The organism is Streptomyces sp. NBC_01216 (assembly GCF_035994945.1).
In the GTDB taxonomy this organism is placed as follows: Bacteria; Actinomycetota; Actinomycetes; order Streptomycetales; family Streptomycetaceae; genus Streptomyces.
In genome coordinates this window covers 2,285,965-2,299,829 of sequence record NZ_CP108677.1, presented here as the reverse complement: position 1 = coordinate 2,299,829, position 13,865 = coordinate 2,285,965, and the positions used below count along the sequence as shown (strand labels likewise).

Annotated in this window: 16 protein-coding genes; 8 read left to right on the top strand and 8 right to left on the bottom strand. The window is 70.8% G+C overall.

Annotated features, from left to right (window positions below):
* The first annotated feature begins 151 nt into the window (after window positions 1–151).
* Genes OG393_RS09595 through OG393_RS09585 form a run of 3 tightly spaced genes read left to right on the top strand, consistent with a single transcriptional unit; the run spans window position 152 to window position 1,844 of the window.
* Entirely contained in the window at window positions 152–1,108 is a 957-nt protein-coding gene (locus tag OG393_RS09595) for a LysR family transcriptional regulator (protein WP_327374224.1), read from the top strand.
* Complete coding sequence (locus tag OG393_RS09590; protein WP_327374223.1) at window positions 1,105–1,377, top strand: hypothetical protein; 273 nt, start codon at window positions 1,105–1,107, stop codon at window positions 1,375–1,377. The genes OG393_RS09595 and OG393_RS09590 overlap by 4 nt, the downstream gene beginning before the upstream one ends.
* A complete protein-coding gene (locus OG393_RS09585) occupies window positions 1,374–1,844 on the top strand; it encodes a GNAT family N-acetyltransferase (RefSeq protein ID WP_327374222.1) in 471 nt (156 codons plus the stop codon). The genes OG393_RS09590 and OG393_RS09585 overlap by 4 nt, the downstream gene beginning before the upstream one ends.
* Window positions 1,845–1,999: 155 nt before the next feature.
* Here OG393_RS09585 and sodN read toward each other — a convergent pair whose 3' ends face one another.
* On the bottom strand, window positions 2,000–2,395 hold the full coding sequence (gene sodN, locus OG393_RS09580; protein WP_327374220.1) for a superoxide dismutase, Ni: 396 nt from the start codon (window positions 2,393–2,395) through the stop codon (window positions 2,000–2,002).
* 142 nt (window positions 2,396–2,537) lie between these two features.
* Between sodN and sodX the strand changes: the two genes are divergently transcribed.
* Window positions 2,538–2,990 carry a nickel-type superoxide dismutase maturation protease gene (sodX, locus tag OG393_RS09575; protein WP_327378369.1) on the top strand — a complete coding sequence of 151 codons (453 nt, stop codon included), beginning with the start codon at window positions 2,538–2,540 and terminating at the stop codon, window positions 2,988–2,990.
* On the opposite strand, the gene OG393_RS09570 is transcribed toward sodX, so the two are convergent.
* Window positions 2,876–3,523 carry a CGNR zinc finger domain-containing protein gene (locus tag OG393_RS09570; RefSeq protein WP_327374219.1) on the bottom strand — a complete coding sequence of 216 codons (648 nt, stop codon included), beginning with the start codon at window positions 3,521–3,523 and terminating at the stop codon, window positions 2,876–2,878. The genes sodX and OG393_RS09570 overlap by 115 nt on opposite strands.
* A gap of 94 nt (window positions 3,524–3,617) precedes the next feature.
* Between OG393_RS09570 and OG393_RS09565 the strand changes: the two genes are divergently transcribed.
* Complete coding sequence (locus OG393_RS09565; protein WP_327374218.1) at window positions 3,618–4,379, top strand: class I SAM-dependent methyltransferase; 762 nt, start codon at window positions 3,618–3,620, stop codon at window positions 4,377–4,379.
* 193 nt (window positions 4,380–4,572) lie between these two features.
* Here the strand turns inward: OG393_RS09565 and OG393_RS09560 are convergent, their stop codons facing one another.
* The 3 genes from OG393_RS09560 to OG393_RS09550 are packed head-to-tail and all read right to left on the bottom strand — an operon-like array spanning window position 4,573 to window position 7,279.
* Complete coding sequence (locus tag OG393_RS09560) at window positions 4,573–5,340, bottom strand: amino acid ABC transporter ATP-binding protein (protein WP_327374217.1); 768 nt, start codon at window positions 5,338–5,340, stop codon at window positions 4,573–4,575.
* A complete protein-coding gene (locus OG393_RS09555; protein ID WP_327374216.1) occupies window positions 5,337–6,281 on the bottom strand; it encodes an amino acid ABC transporter permease in 945 nt (314 codons plus the stop codon). Before OG393_RS09555 ends, OG393_RS09560 begins: the two co-directional genes overlap by 4 nt.
* Before the next feature lie 29 nt (window positions 6,282–6,310).
* Window positions 6,311–7,279 (bottom strand): ABC transporter substrate-binding protein, encoded by a 969-nt coding sequence (locus tag OG393_RS09550; protein ID WP_327374215.1) that lies wholly within the window; start codon window positions 7,277–7,279, stop codon window positions 6,311–6,313.
* A 535-nt stretch (window positions 7,280–7,814) separates the two neighbouring features.
* Here OG393_RS09550 and OG393_RS09545 point away from each other — a divergent pair.
* Together OG393_RS09545 and OG393_RS09540 are read left to right on the top strand one after the other, a co-directional pair.
* Window positions 7,815–9,026 carry an NAD(P)-dependent malic enzyme gene (locus OG393_RS09545; RefSeq protein WP_327374214.1) on the top strand — a complete coding sequence of 404 codons (1,212 nt, stop codon included), beginning with the start codon at window positions 7,815–7,817 and terminating at the stop codon, window positions 9,024–9,026.
* A gap of 274 nt (window positions 9,027–9,300) precedes the next feature.
* The gene (locus OG393_RS09540) at window positions 9,301–10,266 is read left to right on the top strand and encodes a zinc-binding dehydrogenase (protein ID WP_327374213.1); all 966 of its coding nucleotides are present in this window, start codon (window positions 9,301–9,303) and stop codon (window positions 10,264–10,266) included.
* Between the two features lie 386 nt (window positions 10,267–10,652).
* Here OG393_RS09540 and OG393_RS09535 read toward each other — a convergent pair whose 3' ends face one another.
* Both OG393_RS09535 and OG393_RS09530 read right to left on the bottom strand, forming a co-directional pair.
* Window positions 10,653–11,591 carry a PadR family transcriptional regulator gene (locus OG393_RS09535; RefSeq protein WP_327374212.1) on the bottom strand — a complete coding sequence of 313 codons (939 nt, stop codon included), beginning with the start codon at window positions 11,589–11,591 and terminating at the stop codon, window positions 10,653–10,655.
* Between the two features lies 1 nt (window position 11,592).
* Window positions 11,593–12,459 (bottom strand): DUF4097 family beta strand repeat-containing protein, encoded by an 867-nt coding sequence (locus OG393_RS09530; RefSeq protein ID WP_327374211.1) that lies wholly within the window; start codon window positions 12,457–12,459, stop codon window positions 11,593–11,595.
* A gap of 139 nt (window positions 12,460–12,598) precedes the next feature.
* On the opposite strand from OG393_RS09530, the gene OG393_RS09525 reads away from it, so the two are divergent.
* On the top strand, window positions 12,599–13,459 hold the full coding sequence (locus tag OG393_RS09525) for a hypothetical protein (RefSeq protein ID WP_327374210.1): 861 nt from the start codon (window positions 12,599–12,601) through the stop codon (window positions 13,457–13,459).
* A gap of 147 nt (window positions 13,460–13,606) precedes the next feature.
* Here OG393_RS09525 and OG393_RS09520 read toward each other — a convergent pair whose 3' ends face one another.
* Window positions 13,607–13,789: a DUF6104 family protein gene (locus tag OG393_RS09520; protein WP_327374209.1), complete on the bottom strand. Its 183-nt coding sequence runs from the start codon at window positions 13,787–13,789 to the stop codon at window positions 13,607–13,609.
* Window positions 13,790–13,865: the final 76 nt, after the last annotated feature.

The following is a 13,865-nucleotide window of genomic DNA, read 5'->3' as shown; positions in this document are numbered from 1 at the left end:
GGGAGCCCGGGGGTGAGCGGATGATGCCAGCAGGGGATAGCGCGAACACATCACCTTCACGAAAACCTGTGCCCAACTCTCTGCGAATGGAGGGGAATTGGGGCGACATGAGTATCTGGTGCGACCCACAGGGCCGTCCTACGCTCGATGTATGGAACTGGAGGTGAGGCATCTGCGCGTGCTCTGCGCCATCGCGGACACGGGCAGTGTGCACAAGGCGGCGCGGTACCTGGGCATGACCCAGCCCTCGGTGACGACCCAGCTGCGTCGGATCGAGAACGCCCTGGGCGCCGAGCTGTTCGCGCGCGGCCGCACCGGCTGCCGCCCCACCCCACTCGGCCACGCCGTCCTCAGCAGGGCCCGGCCACTGATCGACCAGATGGCCACACTGATCACCGAGACCAGGGCCGCGGCATCCGGCGGCGACGGCCGCTGCCTGCGGGTGGGCTCCACCGCCAGCCGCGCGCTGCCCGGCTGGCTGCGCCGGCTGCGCCAGAGCCGTCCCGGCGCGGACATCGCCCTCCGCATGGACGTCTCCGCCAACGCCCTGCTGCGCTCGCTCGCTGCCGGGCACCTGGACGTGGCCTTCGTCCACGAGGTCGAGGGCTGCCCGCTCCGTGTCCCCCAGGGCCTCCAGGCGAGGGTCCTGGTCGACCGTGAACCGCAGTTCGTCTCGATGGCCCGGGACCACCCGGCCGCCCGCCGGCCCGTCGTGGACCTGGCCGAACTCGCCGAGGACCGCTGGATGGTCGATCCGACGGTGGACGGCGAGTGGGACGGGCTGCGCCGCGTCCTGAGCGAGGCCGGGATCGATCCGCCCCTGCTGCACGGGGACTATCACACCGCCGCCGCGCTGATCGTCCTCGGCGAGGCCGTGGCACCCTGTCAGCCGACCTCCGTCGCACGTGAGGACATGGCGATCCGCCCGCTGCGCGACGACCCGTTGGGCGTCCGCCTGCTGCTGTACGCCCGTGCCGGAGTGCCGCTTGACGCGCTGTACGAGGACCTCGCGGTGGCCTACCAGGAGGCGGCCTTACGGGCCGCGCCGTACCGGGAATGGCTCCGGCGGAACGGCATGCCGGTGGGGCCGTGCATGATGAGCGCATGACGGATCTGGTGGACGAGGCCACGCTCACGAAGCTGTCGCGGGAGCATCTCGCCCGCACCGTACCCGCCGGGGGGACCCGGGATGCGGGCGGCCACCTCGTGCGGGCGTGCGCGATCGACGCCCCGGGCAGCACGATCGGCGAGGCGGGGACGGAGCGGGCGCGACACGAGCGGGACGCCTTCGCGCGGCAGGTCCCGCACGGCACCAGGACGGCCGCGGGACGTGTGAGGGCCTCGGCCGGCGACGTCACCGAGGGAGAAGTCCGTTGAGCGCCCCACGTGTCCGCCACGCCACCCCGGAAGACCTGGAGCGCGTGGCCGAACTGGCGGCGGAGCACGCCGCGTACGAGAAGTCCGCGCCCCCCGCACCCGGCCTCGCGGACCGGCTCACCCCCCTTTTGTTCGGCCCCGGGCCCACGCGCCTGCGCTGCCTGGTCGCCGAACTCCCCGACGGCACCCTGGCCGGCTACGCCACCTGCTCCCCGGTGCTCTCCACCTGGGACGCCGCCGAGTACCTCCACATGGACTGCCTCTACCTCTCCGCCGCACACCGCGGCATGGGCCTCGGCCCGCTCTTCGTCGCCGCGCTGAGGGAGGAGGCCCGGACACTCGGCCTGACCGAGATCCAGTGGCAGACCCCGGCCTGGAACGAGGGCGCGATCCGCTTCTACGACCGCCTGGGCGCCACGGCCCGGGAGAAGCTCCGCTACTTCCTCCCCGTCGACGAGTCCCCGTGACGCCGTCCGCCGCTGCGGCTCCATGCGTACCTGCGGCCCGGAACAAGACCGCACCCAGGCCGTGGTGGACGCCGTGCTCGGCGGACTGCGGACCGGGTGCGGACAGCTAAGCGGCGTGACCCGCGAAGGTGCAGGTCAGGCCGCTTAGAGGGAGATCATGCCTTCTTCGTCTCCCAGAAGATGCGGTCGACCTCGGCGATGAGCTCCAGCGCCTTCTCGCCCGTCTTCGGGTCCGTCGACGCCTTGGCGGCCGACAAGGCCTTCAGGGTGTCGTTGATGAGCTGGTGCAGCTCCGGGAACTTCTCGAAGTGCGGGGGCTTGAAGTAGTCGCTCCACAGCACCGAGATGTGGTGCTTGGCGAGCTCCGCGCGCTGCTCCTTGATGACCGTGGCGCGGGCGCGGAAGTGCGCGTCCTCGTTGGCCTGGTACTTCTCCTGGACGGCCTTGACCGACTCGGCCTCGATCCGGGCCTGGGCCGGGTCGTAGACACCGCAGGGGAGGTCGCAGTGGGCGCTGACCTTCACCTTGGGGGCAAACAGGCGGGAGAGCATTGAGCTGTCCTTCCTCGTGATCGTCTTCTCAGGTGGGACATTACTCCGTGAGAAGCCTGTTTTCGCGAGCGCCCCCTGGGGCTTAGGACAAAAGTCCAGGGTCACCATGGGACTCGTGGACGATCGGACCGGGAGGTACCGGATGACGGAGTCGGGGCGGGGAGCGGAGCGGGAGTCCGGTGCCCTGTTCGGGATCGCCGAGGTGACGGGGGTGTCCATGGTGCCCACGCTGCTCCACGGCGACCGCTTGCTGGTGCGCTACGGTGCCCGGCTGCGGCCGGGGGACGTCGCCGTGCTGCGTCATCCGCTGCAGCAGGATCTGCTCGTCGTGAAGCGTCTGGTGGAGCGACAGCCCGCCGGCTGGTGGGTGCTGGGTGACAACCGGGACACCGAGGGCGACAGCCGGGTCTTCGGGGCCGTCCCCTTCGAGTTGGTGCTCGGGCGGGTGCGGGCGCGCTACCGGCCCGTGACCCCGGGGCGTCAGCGCTCGGTGGCCGTGCTGTTCTCCTGGCTCTTCTCCTCGGTGCGACCGGTGAGGTCGGTGCGCTCAGCACGCTCGGCGTCCTCGGCTTCCAGGCGCTTGCGCGCCCGGTAGGCGGCCACGTTGGCGCGGGTCGCGCAGCGGTCCGAGCAGTAGCGCCGCGAGCGGTTCGTCGACGTGTCCAGGTAGGCGTTGCGGCAGGGCGGCGCCTGGCACAGGCCCAGCCGGTCGGCGCCGAACTCCGTCAGATGGAAGGCGAGGCCCATCGCCCCGATGGCCGCGTACCCCGCGGTCGCGTTCGAGGGGTGGTCCGCGAGATGCATGTGCCAGCGCGGGTGCCCCTCCTCGTCGAGGTAGTCGTGCCCGGAGATCTGCGGGCTGACCGGGAACTCCAGGAGCAGGGAGTTCAGCAGGTCCACTGCGTGGGTGTGGTCGCCCTCGTCGGCCGCGGTGAAGACCGCCCGCAGCCGGGTGCGAACCGAGCGGAGCCGTGTCACGTCGGCGTCCGTGGCCCGCCGGGCCATCTGGGAGGCCGAGCCGAAGAGCTCGCGGATCGCCTCGACCGATGTCAGGGAGTCCTTGTTGCGGGCGGGCTCCTCCGTGTTGACCAGACGCACGGCGTAGTCCGAGTAATAGGCCAGTTCCACTTGTAGTCCTTACTCAGGCGGTCTAGGGTCGTGAGCGCGAGGGGTAACGGCTGTTTCCCCTTGAAGGGTATTACAACGAGGGTGAGGGACGGCGATGACGGACGCGGCGACCGGAACCGACTGGGCGGCCTGGCAGCGGAGCTGGGACCGGCAGCAGGAGTGGTACATGCCGGACCGGGAGGAGAGGTTCCGCGTGATGCTCGACATGGTCGAGGCCGTGGTGGGGCCGGAGCCCCGCATCCTCGACCTGGCCTGCGGTACGGGGAGTATCACGGACCGGCTGCTCAGGCGGTTCCCGAAAGCGACGAGCGTCGGGGTGGACCTCGACCCCGCGCTTCTCGCCATCGCCAAGGGCTACTTCGCCGGCGACGGGCGCGTCACCTTCGTGACCGCCGATCTCAAGGACCCGGAATGGGCGGCGGGGCTTCCTTACACCGTGTACGACGCCGTGCTCACCGCCACCGCACTCCACTGGCTCCACACCGGCCCGCTCACCACGCTCTACGCGCAGCTCGCCGGACTGGTCCGTGACGGCGGTGTCTTCATGAACGCCGACCACATGATCGACGAGACCACTCCCCGGATCAACGCCGCCGAGCGCGCCCACCGGCACGCCGCCATGGACCGCGCCAAGGCGGCCGGAGCCCTGGACTGGGCAGACTGGTGGGCCGTGGCCGCGCAGGACCCGGTGCTCGCCGAGCCCACCGCCCGTCGTTTCGAGATCTACGGCGAGCACGCGGACGGCGACATGCCCTCCTCGCGCCGCCACGCGGAGATCCTGCGCGCGTCCGGCTTCGCCGAGGCGCGGCCGGTCTGGGCCTCGCCGTCGGACACGATGGTCCTCGCGGTCAGGTAGACCCGAGAAGACGGTGGCGGCCCTGTTCGGGAGCCGCCGCCGGCCGCGCGGGCCGACGTCTCCGGCGCCTCGGTACCGCCGCGCCCGTGCGTGCGGGCTCGGTGCCCGTTCCCGGAGGTGAGCCGGAAAGCAGGCAGGTGCCCGCCGCATGAGCGGCGGGCACCTGACAGGTGCCGGGGGTTTTCGGCAGAAGTCACAGCACCTTGGACAGGAACGCCTTCGTCCGGTCGTGCTGCGGGTTCCCCAGGACCTCCCGGGGGTGCCCGGACTCGACCACGACACCGCCGTCCATGAACACCAGCGAGTCGCCCACCTCGCGGGCGAAGCCCATCTCGTGGGTGACGACGATCATGGTCATGCCCGACTCGGCGAGGTCCCGCATGACGTCCAGGACGTCACCCACGAGCTCCGGGTCGAGGGCCGAGGTCGGCTCGTCGAACAGCATCAGCTTCGGCTCCATCGCCAGGGCACGGGCGATGGCGACGCGCTGCTGCTGGCCGCCGGAGAGCTGGGAGGGGTAGTTGCCCATCTTGTCGCCCAGGCCGACACGGTCGAGCAGGCGCTCGGCGCGCTCGCGCGCCACCGCCCGAGTGTCGCCCTTGACCTGGATCGGCGCCTCCATGACGTTGCCCAGAGCCGTCATGTGCGGGAACAGGTTGAAGCGCTGGAAGACCATGCCGATGTCCCGGCGCTGGGCCGCGACCTCGCCGTCCTTCAGCTCGTACAGCTTGTCGCCCTTCTGGCGGTAGCCGACGAGGTTGCCGTCCACCGAGAGGCGGCCGCCGTCGATGCGCTCGAGGTGGTTGATGCAGCGCAGGAAGGTCGACTTGCCTGAGCCCGACGGGCCGACCAGGCAGAACACCTCACCGTTCTGGACCTCCAGATCGATGCCGCGGAGGATGTGCGCCGGCCCGTAGGACTTGTGGACGCCTTCCGCCTTGACCATGGGCTCGCCGGTCATCCCGACACCTCCGAACGCTTGAACATGGTCAGGTTTGACCGGATCCGCTGCCAGGGCGTGGGCGGCAGGGTGCGAATGGAGCCGCGGGCGAAGCGGCGCTCCAGGTAGTACTGGCCCACGCTGAAGACGCTGGTCAGAGCCAGGTACCAGATGGACGCGACGAACAGCATCTCCATGACCGCGCCCGCCGTGCTGCCGATGTTCGACGAGGCGCGAAGGAGTTCGGTGTACTGCACTGCCGAGACCAAGGACGAGGTCTTGAGCATGTTGATGAACTCATTGCCCGTCGGGGGCACGATGACGCGCATGGCCTGCGGCAGGACGATCCGGCGCATGGTCTTGGTCTGGGACATGCCGAGGGCGTGCGCGGCCTCCGTCTGTCCCTCGTCGACCGACTGGATGCCGGCGCGGACGATCTCCGCCATGTAGGCGCCCTCGTTGAGGCCGAGGCCGAGGAGGGCGACCATGAACGGCGTCATGACGTCGACGGTCTCGTTCTTGTAGATCGGCCCGAGGTTGATGTACTGGAAGATCAGCGACAGGTTGAACCACACCAGCAGCTGCACGTACACGGGCGTGCCGCGGAAGAACCAGATGTAGAGCCAGGCCACGGCGCCGGTGACGGGATTCTTCGAGAGCCGCATGACGGCGAAGAGGATTCCGAGGACCAGACCGAGGGCCATCGAAGCGACGCTGATGACCACCGTGCTCCACAGGCCGCTCAGGACCGACGGAGCGAACAGCTTGTCCCACACGGTGTCCCAGATGATGTTGCCCTGGGAGAAGGCGTACAGCAGCCAGCCGAGGAGCACGATGACCACGACGGCGCTCACCCAGCGGCCGTAGTGCCGTACCGGAATGGCCTTGATCGCCTCGTACGGGGTGCCCGAGGGCGCGGAGCCCGGAGCGTCGGCCGGGTCCTTGGAGATCTTGTCAGTCATGACGACTGCCCTTCAGTGGAGCGAGGAGGTCAGTTGCCGGCGTTGATCGTTGCCGACTGGACGGCACTTCCCTCGACGTTCCACTTCTTCAGGGCCTCGGTGTAGGTGCCGTCCTTGATGATCGCGTCCAGCGCTTCCTTGACGGCGTCGCGCAGCTGGGTGTTCTCCTTGGCGACCCCGATACCGAAGAGGCCGACGTCGCTCTGGCTGCCGACGACCTCGAAGTCGTTACCGCCACCCGAGGTCTTCGCGATGTACGCGGCCACCGGGTAGTCGTTCAGGTCCGCCACGGCACCGCCGGCCTTGACGCGAGTCTGCGCCTCGGCGTCGGTGTCGAACGCCTGGATGGTCAGCTTCTTGTCGCCGCACTTCGTGGCCTGGGCCTTGAAGGTGTCCTCGTAGATGGTGCCCCGCTGGACGGCGACGGTCTTGCCGCACAGGTCGTCGAGCGAGTTGATGCCCTGCGGGTTGCCCTTCTTGACCAGCAGGGAGACGCCGGAGCTGAAGTAGTCGACGAAGTCGATGCCCTTGCCGATCTTCTTCCCGTCGTCGTCCAGGCCCTCCTGACGCTTCTTGTTGTCCGTCATCGAGGACATGACCAGGTCCTGGCGGCCGGTGTAGATCGAGGTGATCAGGCCGTCGAAGGTGCCCGAGGTGAACTCGAGCTTCACACCGAGCTGCTTGCTGAGTGCCTCGGCGATGTCGGGGTCGACGCCGACGATCTTGCCGCCCTCGGTGAACTCCATCGGGGCGTACGTGGCGTCCGTACCGACCTTGATGACGCCGGCCTTCTGGATGTCCGCGGGCAGTTTCGAGAAGAGCGGGGCGTTGGAGGCCGCGTCGGACTTGGTGCCGCCCTCGGGCGTGGACCCGCTGTCGGTCTGGTCACCACAGGCGGTCAGCAGCATGGAGCCGGCGACCGCGATGGCGGCGACCGCGGCAAGACGGGAGGTACGGGTCTTGGCGATGGTCGTGCGGCGCGTGGAGCGTGCGGTCATGGTCGGGATCCTCCGGCGTGTGAGGGAGTTGCCATAGGTCGCGCACGCACCTTCGAGTGTCGCGACCTCGTGTGATTACGGCATCTTGCCATTCGGACTGCCAGAAACAGGCTGCCCTTCATGTCAAAATCGGGTAACGGGTGACCCCCGAATCCCGACAGGCCGGTCCTTCGGGGCCGGACCTTCTTCAGGGATACCTCTTTCCCGCCGGAAAATCTCCGGCAGGTCTCGCCATACGGACGACACGAACGACCTGATCCGGTGCGTAGTCGGACTTGTCCGGAAATCAAGTGGTGTGCGGCATATCAAGTGGGCGCCCCTGCGTCCATATGAGTCGCATCACCGCGCCAGAATGGACTCGTCGGCGGTGCTGTTCGTCCGGTAAGAAGGATCCTTACACCCCTCATCCGGGGCTCAGGGCGCGTTGTGCGGCGCGCCCGCGCGGCTGCCAGACACGGCGGCCGCGGGTTCCGCCTACCCCTCCTTAACCAGGAGGGGCCACCCTCAGACGAAGAAGACTTAAGGGGTCAACCCAATGGCAGCGGAGATCGTCAATCCTCGCAGCGAGAGCGGTACGGACGGGGCTTCGGAGGAGCCCTTCGATCCGGCGTTCGCGCTCCACCGCGGCGGCAAGATGGCCATTTCGGCCACGGTGCCGCTGCGCGACAAGGACGACCTGTCCCTCGCGTACACGCCCGGCGTCGCCAAGGTGTGCACCGCGATCGCCGAGCAGCCGGAGCTGGTCCACGACTACACCTGGAAGTCCCAGGTCGTCGCGGTCGTGACCGACGGAACGGCGGTTCTCGGACTGGGCGACATCGGCCCGGAGGCATCGCTTCCGGTCATGGAGGGGAAGGCCATCCTCTTCAAGCAGTTCGGTGGCGTGGACGCGGTGCCGATCGCGCTCGCCACCACCGACGCCGACGAGATCGTGGAGACCGTCGTCCGCCTCGCTCCCTCGTTCGGCGGGGTGAACCTCGAGGACATCTCGGCCCCGCGGTGCTTCGAGATCGAGCGCAAGCTCCAGGAGCGCCTCGACATCCCGGTCTTCCACGACGACCAGCACGGCACGGCCGTGGTCACCCTCGCCGCACTCCGCAACGCGGCGAAGCTGACCGGCCGCACCCTCGGCGACCTGCGCGGAGTCATCTCCGGCGCCGGGGCGGCCGGGGTCGCCATCGCGAAGTTCCTGCTGGAGGCCGGGCTCGGCGACGTGGCCGTCGCGGACCGCAAGGGCATCGTCAGCCTGGACCGTGACGACCTGACCCCGGTGAAGCGGGAGCTCGCGGAGCTCACCAACAAGGCGGGCCTCACCGGTTCGCTGGAGGCCGCGCTGGCCGGTGCGGACGTCTTCATCGGCGTCTCCGGCGGCACGGTGCCGGAGGCGGCGGTGGCCTCGATGGCGCCGGACGCCTTCGTCTTCGCCATGGCCAACCCGAACCCCGAGGTCCACCCCGACGTCGCGCACAAGTACGCGGCCGTCGTGGCGACCGGCCGTTCGGACTACCCGAACCAGATCAACAACGTCCTCGCCTTCCCCGGCATCTTCGCGGGCGCCCTCCAGGTCCGGGCCTCCCGGATCACCGAGGGCATGAAGATCGCCGCCGCGAACGCGCTGGCGGACGTCGTCGGCGATCAGCTCGCCGCCGACTACGTCATCCCGTCGCCGTTCGACGAGCGTGTCGCCCCGGCGGTCACCGTCGCGGTCGCCGCCGCCGCGCGCGCCGAGGGCGTCGCCCGCCGCTGACCCGGCCGGCGCACAGCGTCACCTGAGGGCCCGCCCCCGGTTCACTCCCATCGGAGGCGGGCCCTCACGCGTGTGGGCGGGCGTGTCGCCGTACGGGAGGGCGCGGCGCCGCCCGGCCCGCCCGTGCCGGCGGTCGCCCGAGCCCCCTGTCGGCCCGGTCGCTCCGAGCCCCCGCGGGCCCGCCGCCCCGCTTCCCGGGGGCCGGCCGCCGAGGGACATGCGTCACACGAGTGCGTGGTTCCGCCACGCAAGCGCGGCCCTTAATGTCAGGGCCATGTTCGCTGCCTACGCCGCCCGAATCGACCGCGACCGGCCCCTCGACGGCCTCGAACTCGGCGAGCGCCCCGAGCCCGAGGTGCGTCCCGGCTGGACCACCGTCACCGTCAAGGCCGCCTCGCTGAACCACCACGACCTCTGGTCGCTGCGCGGGGTCGGACTGCCCGAGGAGAAGCTGCCGATGATCCTCGGCTGCGACGCCGCCGGCATCGACGAACACGGCAACGAGGTCGTGCTGCACTCCGTGATCGGCCAGACCGGCCACGGCGTCGGGCCCGACGAACCCCGGTCCATCCTGACCGAGCGCTACCAGGGCACGTTCGCCGAGCGGGTCACGGTGCCCTCCTGGAACGTCCTGCCCAAGCCCCGGGAGCTCTCCTTCGAGGAGGCCGCCTGCCTTCCGACGGCCTGGCTCACCGCGTACCGCATGCTCTTCACCAACGCGGGCGTCCGGCCCGGTGACTCGGTCCTCGTACAGGGTGCGGGAGGCGGGGTCGCCACCGCCGCGATCGCCCTCGGCAAGGCCGCCGGGCTACGGGTCTTCGCCACCAGCCGTGACGAGGCCAAGCGCAAGCGGGCCATCGAGCTGGGCGCGCTGGACGCGTACGAGCCGGGCGCCCGGCTGCCGCGGCGCGTGGACGCGGTCATCGAGACCGTCGGCGCCGCCACCTGGTCGCACTCGGTCAAGTCGCTGCGCCCCGGCGGCACGCTCGTCATCTCGGGCGCGACCAGCGGCGACCGTCCCTCGCACGCCGAACTGACCCGGATCTTCTTCCTCGAACTGAAGGTCGTCGGCTCGACCATGGGTTCCAAGGACGAGCTGGAGGACCTGCTGGCCTTCTGCGCGACCACCGGCGTCCGGCCGGTCATCGACGAGACTCTGCCGCTGGACCGCGCCCGCGAGGGTTTCGAGAAGCTGGCCTCGGGCGACCTCTTCGGGAAGATCGTCCTGACTCCCTCGTGATGGCTCGCCGGGTCCGCTGATGGGATCTCCGGCGCCGCGCGTGGTCGTCATACCGGAGGTCTCCTGTGTCGCGAACGATCCTCGCGGCGGGCGCCGTCGCCGCCGTGCTCCTCGCCCTGCCCGCGGCCCCGCACCGTCCCTGCCCGCGGCCCCGAGGGGGAGGGGACCCGGGCAGGGAGCGGCGGCGCCGCTCCCGGAGGAGTACGGGGCCGGGCTCGTGGGGGAGTGGGGCCGCCCCACAGTTCCCTGCCGCGGAGGGACCTCTTCTGCCGTGGCGCCCCTGCCTCCTTCGGCCGGGCCCCGAGGGGGAGGCGCCCCGCGGCGCGGCGGGGCCTCTCCCGGGGCCTCGCGTCCTGTGGCCGGGACTCCGCGCCCCGGCCGGTGGGTCAGCGGCTCCGCTTCTCGTCCCCCGGGCGGAGCAGCGCGGTGACGCGGGCCGCCGTCGCGGAGAGGTGGCGGCGGGTCTCCGCGAGTTGGGCCGGTGTCACCCCGTGGTCGCGGGCCGCGTCGCGGATCTCGTCCCGGAAGCGGTCCAGGAGGCGGTCCAGGTCGCGCGCGGGGTCTCCGGTGGAGCCGGTGTCCTCGGCCCATTCCGGGTCCGCCCCGACCGTTGTGGACTTCCCGGCTGCCCTGGCTGTTCCGGGCGTCCCGGCCTTCTCGGACTGCCCGGAAGGGGTGCGGGTCGAGGTGCCCCCGCCGACCAGGCCGCCGATCTGGGTGCTGAGTTCGGACAGGCCCTCGCGGACGCCGGTGGGCCAGTCGCCGCGGGTGAAGTGCTCCTGGACCTGCTCCTGCACCTGCTGGGCGATCCGTTGGAACTCCCTGGCCTCGCGGCGCGCCGACTGGGCCTCCGCGCGGGCCTGACGGGTCTGCTCCCGCCACTCCTGCCTGGCGCGGCGCATCTCCTCCTTGGCATCGGCGAAGGACGAGCCCCGTGTGCGGGTCTCGCTCGCCGCGGCGCGCATCTCGCTGCGCAGCTTGCCCGCCGCGCCGCGCACGTCGTCCCTGATCTCCGCCGCCAGTTCGGAGACCGACTCGCGGATCTCCACTTCCAGGTCGGCCAGTTCACCTTCGCGCCCGGCCAGTTCCGCCCGGCCGGCGTCGGTGATCGAGTAGACCTTGCGGCCTCCTTCGGTGGCGTGGGTGACCAGGCCCTCGACCTCCAGCTTCGCCAGCCTCGGGTAGACCGTGCCCGCCGAGGGCGCGTAGAGCCCCTGGAAGCGTTCCTCCAGGAGCCGGATCACCTCGTAACCGTGGCGCGGGGCCTCGTCGAGGAGTTTGAGCAGATAGAGGCGCAGTCTGCCGTGGGCGAAGACGGGCGGCATGTCAGAGCACCTTTCCGGACGCGGAGGGGGTGGTGTCGATGTCGTCGTCGGTCGTTTCGGGGCGGCGCAGTAGGGCGATCGAACCGGACACGGTGGTCGCCCTGAGCGTGCCCCGGCCGTCGCCCAGGGTGCCGGTGATGCTCTTGGTGCCCCACTGGCCATGGACCCGCAGGTCCGCGAAGGCGTTGGAGAGGGCGCCACTGGTCGTGTTCGCCTCCACCCGGGCGTCCGTCGGGTGCGGCAGCCGTACGGCGACCTCGCCGGACACGCTGGACAGCCGGATGTCCGTGGAGGGCGCGTCCGGGTCCGGGGTGTCGAGGTCGATGACCATGTCGCCGCTGACCGTCTCCGCCTTCACGGAGCCGCCGGAGCCCTCGATCACCGTGACGTCGCCGGTGACGGAGTTGACCCGCAGGGCACCGGTGACGGAGTGGGCCTCCAGGTCGCCGGAGACGCTCTCCGCGTGGACCGGGCCGGACAGGCCGAGGAGCGTGGTGTCACCCGAGACGCCGCGGACGTGGGTACGCCCCTTGATGCCGGAGATCACCGTGCCCGCGCCGACCGCGCCCACCTCGACGTCCGCGGAGGCCGGGACGGCCAGCGAGACGACGGCCGTGCGGTGGTGGCCCTTGCGGTCGAACCACTTGAGGAAGCCCTTCCAGTGCAGGTCCTCGTAGCTGACGGTCAGGGTCGAGCCTTCCTGGGTCACGATCAGCGGGGGACCGTCGATCGCGGAGACCTCCAGGCGGGTGGCGGGTTCGTCGGTGCCGACGACGTTCACGGTCCCGTTGACGAGGCGGACCCGGAGGTGGGTGACGGGCTCGGTCAGCGTGAGTTTCCTGGGCTCGGCGACGGACCACTCTGTCATCGTGCTGACCTCCCGTGTCGGTGACGCAACATATCGCGTCTTCTCGATAGACACGATATATCGCGGTCTGGTGAAGTCAACCCCGCCCGACGGGTGCATTCCTCATCGAAATCGGGCAAATTGACCTAGCGTGTGGCCTATGAACGCGACATCCGGATCGAGGCCCGCCGGGGCGCTGCTGCTCTGCCGTGCCGAGCCCTCGGCCGTGCGCCCGCACGCCCAGCTGCTCCGCGAACAGCTTCTCCTCGTCCCGGCGGGAGCCGGCTGGAGCGTTCTCGTCCCCGAGGGGAAGCCCTGGCTGCACGGCGGCGAGCCGGTCGACCGCGTCGTCACCGGCTGGGCCACCGCGCTGGCGGTCTCCGCCGCCACCTGGCCCGTCCTCGCGCTGTGGTGGGACGCCGACCGGGCCGGATTCATCCTCGCCGCGGGATTCCGCCGTACCGTCGGCTACACCTGGCTCGCGGACGGCACCCCGGCCGGCGAGGAAGAGGCCATGCGCACCTTCGCGGCCCGGCTCGCCCTCGATCCCGTCCTGGACGTGCAGTCCCTGGGAGTGCTCACCGCACCGGACCGGGACGCCGACGCCCACGCCCGGCTCGTCGGTCTCGTCGCCGTCCTCGCCCGTGTCGGACTCGCGCTGCCCGGCGGACTCACCCCCGGTGACAGTGCCGACCGGCTCCGCTCGGTCGCCCTCGCCCAAGGCGCCGAACAGCTCGAATGGTCAGGGTGGCGGGAGGCGGTCCGGGCCGAACTCCACGTCGTCGAGGGCAGCCGGGCCGGCCCCTACCTGCTCGGGCCCCACGCCCGGATGTCCGCGGCGCTCCAGCTGGGGGCGGGGCTGCCGATGCTCGTGTGGGGGATCGGCCGTCGCCGCGGGGGCTGGGTCACCGCCGGCGCCCTCCTCGTCGTGTGCGGTGCGCTGGGTCTCGCCTACGACCGGCTGCGGTCCGGCGCGACGGACGGACCGCTGTCCGGCCCGGACCGCGTCACCGCCCCGTGACGCCAGGCCGCCCCGGTCAGAGCCTGTCGGGTGGCCTCTGACCGGGCGAAGGTCACCCGACAGGCTCTCAGCCGGGCGCCTCTGCCATCGGGGGCGCCCCGGCGGGCTCCGCCCCGGGACGGACCCCGGAGCCGGCCCCGCGCGGTCCTACTCGTCCTCGTCCTCGTCGTCGAGCCTGGCCAGCCAGGTCGCGAGCCGTTCGACCGGCACCTCGAAGTCGGGATGGAGATCGACGAACGTGCGCAACTGCTCGGCGAGCCACTCGAAGGAGACCTCCTCCTCGCCCCGCCGCTTCTCCAGTTCCTCGATGCCACGGTCAGTGAAGTACATGCGATCAGGATAGGCCGTGGCCTCCGTGTCCCCTCGCGCTCCCTCCCGGCAGGGACTAGCCTTCCCCATCATCGTT

Bases quoted from the DNA above. Each gene is read 5' to 3' on its own strand.
- OG393_RS09595 (WP_327374224.1), top strand. From the start codon at position 152: ATGGAACTGGAGGTGAGGCATCTGCGCGTGCTCTGCGCCATCGCGGAC.
- OG393_RS09590 (WP_327374223.1), top strand. From the start codon at position 1,105: ATGACGGATCTGGTGGACGAGGCCACGCTCACGAAGCTGTCGCGGGAG.
- sodN (WP_327374220.1), bottom strand. From the start codon at position 2,395: ATGCTCTCCCGCCTGTTTGCCCCCAAGGTGAAGGTCAGCGCCCACTGC.
- sodX (WP_327378369.1), top strand. From the start codon at position 2,538: ATGACGGAGTCGGGGCGGGGAGCGGAGCGGGAGTCCGGTGCCCTGTTC.
- OG393_RS09565 (WP_327374218.1), top strand. From the start codon at position 3,618: ATGACGGACGCGGCGACCGGAACCGACTGGGCGGCCTGGCAGCGGAGC.
- OG393_RS09560 (WP_327374217.1), bottom strand. From the start codon at position 5,340: ATGACCGGCGAGCCCATGGTCAAGGCGGAAGGCGTCCACAAGTCCTAC.
- OG393_RS09555 (WP_327374216.1), bottom strand. From the start codon at position 6,281: ATGACTGACAAGATCTCCAAGGACCCGGCCGACGCTCCGGGCTCCGCG.
- OG393_RS09550 (WP_327374215.1), bottom strand. From the start codon at position 7,279: ATGACCGCACGCTCCACGCGCCGCACGACCATCGCCAAGACCCGTACC.
- OG393_RS09545 (WP_327374214.1), top strand. From the start codon at position 7,815: ATGGCAGCGGAGATCGTCAATCCTCGCAGCGAGAGCGGTACGGACGGG.
- OG393_RS09540 (WP_327374213.1), top strand. From the start codon at position 9,301: ATGTTCGCTGCCTACGCCGCCCGAATCGACCGCGACCGGCCCCTCGAC.
- OG393_RS09535 (WP_327374212.1), bottom strand. From the start codon at position 11,591: ATGCCGCCCGTCTTCGCCCACGGCAGACTGCGCCTCTATCTGCTCAAA.
- OG393_RS09530 (WP_327374211.1), bottom strand. From the start codon at position 12,459: ATGACAGAGTGGTCCGTCGCCGAGCCCAGGAAACTCACGCTGACCGAG.
- OG393_RS09525 (WP_327374210.1), top strand. From the start codon at position 12,599: ATGAACGCGACATCCGGATCGAGGCCCGCCGGGGCGCTGCTGCTCTGC.
- OG393_RS09520 (WP_327374209.1), bottom strand. From the start codon at position 13,789: ATGTACTTCACTGACCGTGGCATCGAGGAACTGGAGAAGCGGCGGGGC.